The sequence below is a fragment of the Bacillus sp. LSHTCR4 genome (assembly GCF_057197025.1).
The window spans coordinates 33,018-34,996 of the sequence record NZ_JBXUNO010000011.1; the positions used below are offsets into that span (position 1 = coordinate 33,018).

Consider the following 1,979-nt stretch of genomic DNA (forward strand, 5'->3'; position numbering starts at 1 on the left):
AGGTAAATTACAAATAAAATTGGTTAAATAGGTAACTTATTTTGATAAAAAAAGTGAATTACAAATCGGAAATTTTTACTAATTCCGTTTAACAAAGGATATCCATTAGTATTTAAATTAACAAAGCAACTACTAACGGAGGTTGGAATTATGAAAATTAAAAAAATTTATGTCATTCTTACTACAGCTATTATGTTAACGGGTATTTCCTTATCAGAAAATCTAGCTAATACAGATACTAAACAAAATGTAGCTGCACAAATTAGTATCGAAGATATTCCAACTTTTTACGGTGATGTAATACCAGATATAGAGTAATTAAGTCCTCGATATTCAAGATCTCCTTCAAATATATATCCTTCATAAAACAATACATAGAATAAAAAACAGGTGGAAAGTAAATTCCACCTGTTTTTTATTCTATTAATTTTGTCTGAAACTCAATTAATCAGCTAACTTTCTGTTCAACGCTATCCATATTTTACTTGTACAAGTTTGAATCCTATAGAAACTTTCTAGAATTACAAAACATGTAAAATAATATAGAAAAAAACAACAATAATTTTAGATATTTTTAACTGAATTTTACTAATTGTTATTAACATAAATTAACACGTATATTTTAGGTACAGAAAGTTAGACAGCAAGGAGGTAGTTAATCTGATGCTAGAGACAAAAAATTCTATAGATATGATAAACAATATAAATTATCATTTGAATCTTGGTAGGGAAAATAATCAACATTTACAAGACTTTTCGAATGAACAAGACGTATTGCCATATCATGTTTACAAACAACTATTGAATAAACAAGCATCCCAAAAAGAATCGATTAGTCTAGCTCAACCTTTTATTCATATTGATACCTTAGCACAAATTTTATACGAAGCATTTCACAATCAAACATTTACAGCTTTGGTACCTATTTTATTTGTTTTCCAACCGAATATTGTAACGGGTATATCTACCCCGGGTGCTTATGCAATAGATTTTCATAATGATTATTTTATTCATTTAAAAGCTATCAATATTCAAGAATTTAAAGCAGGAATAGGTGAAAAAAAAGGACCCATAGCTATTGGGTATATGATAAACCAAAGTACAAGTATTCATCATTCAAAAGAATTTATGTATCCAAGGTTACAGGACCAAACTACAGAGTGTATGTTAGCCTTACAGAAGCAATTACACATACATGGAGAGCTAGAAGATCAAATTCAGCTATCATTTGATTTCAAGAAAATAATGATGCCGTTAATAGTCTTACAATGGATTAAACAGACAGCTTTATATTAAAGGTATAAAAAGGATAGTGACGCTGGGATAGAAGGCAATATAAACTACTTTTTATAATATCTAAAACCAGCAGCAATTGTTATTAATGAAATTAGGAGTAATCCGATGTATATTTTCGTAATATTCGAAAATATACATCAGGAAGTAAAGAATTAGCTAAATTACGTGATTAAGAGTTTGATACACAAGAACTAATTGATGTAATCGCTGAAAATAAATTAAAAAAGATAGCAGGAGATGTGAATCCAAGAGCAATACCAACTGAGGTTATAACTATCGCAGTTAATCTTGAAGTAAGTATTAATTTTCGCCATCATACAGTGAAATGTATAACACGTTGACCAAAATAAATTAAAAAATTGAGAGGATGTTAAATATGTCAAAGAATGAAAAATTAGCTAAATTACGTAATCAAGAGTTCGATACGAAAGAATTAATCGGTTCAATCGATGAAAATGAATTAAAGAAAGTAGCGGGAGCGGGGGATGTAAATCCAGAAACAACGCCAGCAACACCAACAATCGTTGAGGCTACTATTGCAGCTACAGTAAGTATTTGTCCAACAACAAAATGTACAAGCCGTTGTTAATAATAAATTAAAAAATTGAGAGGATGTTAAATATGTCAAAGAATGAAAAATTAGCTAAACTACGTAATCAAGAGTTCGATACGAAAGAATTAAT

The 1,979-nt window shown here is 29.0% G+C and carries 3 protein-coding genes; all 3 read left to right on the plus strand.

Features of this window, described 5'->3' with window-relative positions:
- Window positions 1–150 precede the first annotated feature (150 nt).
- The 3 genes from AC2CGR_RS27880 to AC2CGR_RS27890 all read left to right on the plus strand — a co-directional run bounded on the left by AC2CGR_RS27880 (window position 151) and on the right by AC2CGR_RS27890 (window position 1,885).
- Window positions 151–318: a hypothetical protein gene (locus tag AC2CGR_RS27880; protein ID WP_164971096.1), complete on the plus strand. Its 168-nt coding sequence runs from the start codon at window positions 151–153 to the stop codon at window positions 316–318.
- A gap of 345 nt (window positions 319–663) precedes the next feature.
- A complete protein-coding gene (locus AC2CGR_RS27885) occupies window positions 664–1,296 on the plus strand; it encodes a hypothetical protein (RefSeq protein ID WP_000894478.1) in 633 nt (210 codons plus the stop codon).
- Window positions 1,297–1,672: 376 nt separating this feature from the next.
- A complete protein-coding gene (locus AC2CGR_RS27890; RefSeq protein WP_000041628.1) occupies window positions 1,673–1,885 on the plus strand; it encodes a class II lanthipeptide, LchA2/BrtA2 family in 213 nt (70 codons plus the stop codon).
- Window positions 1,886–1,979: the final 94 nt, after the last annotated feature.

Coding starts and splice junctions, on each gene's coding strand:
- AC2CGR_RS27880 (WP_164971096.1), top strand. CDS start 151: ATGAAAATTAAAAAAATTTATGTCATTCTTACTACAGCTATTATGTTA.
- AC2CGR_RS27885 (WP_000894478.1), top strand. CDS start 664: ATGCTAGAGACAAAAAATTCTATAGATATGATAAACAATATAAATTAT.
- AC2CGR_RS27890 (WP_000041628.1), top strand. CDS start 1,673: ATGTCAAAGAATGAAAAATTAGCTAAATTACGTAATCAAGAGTTCGAT.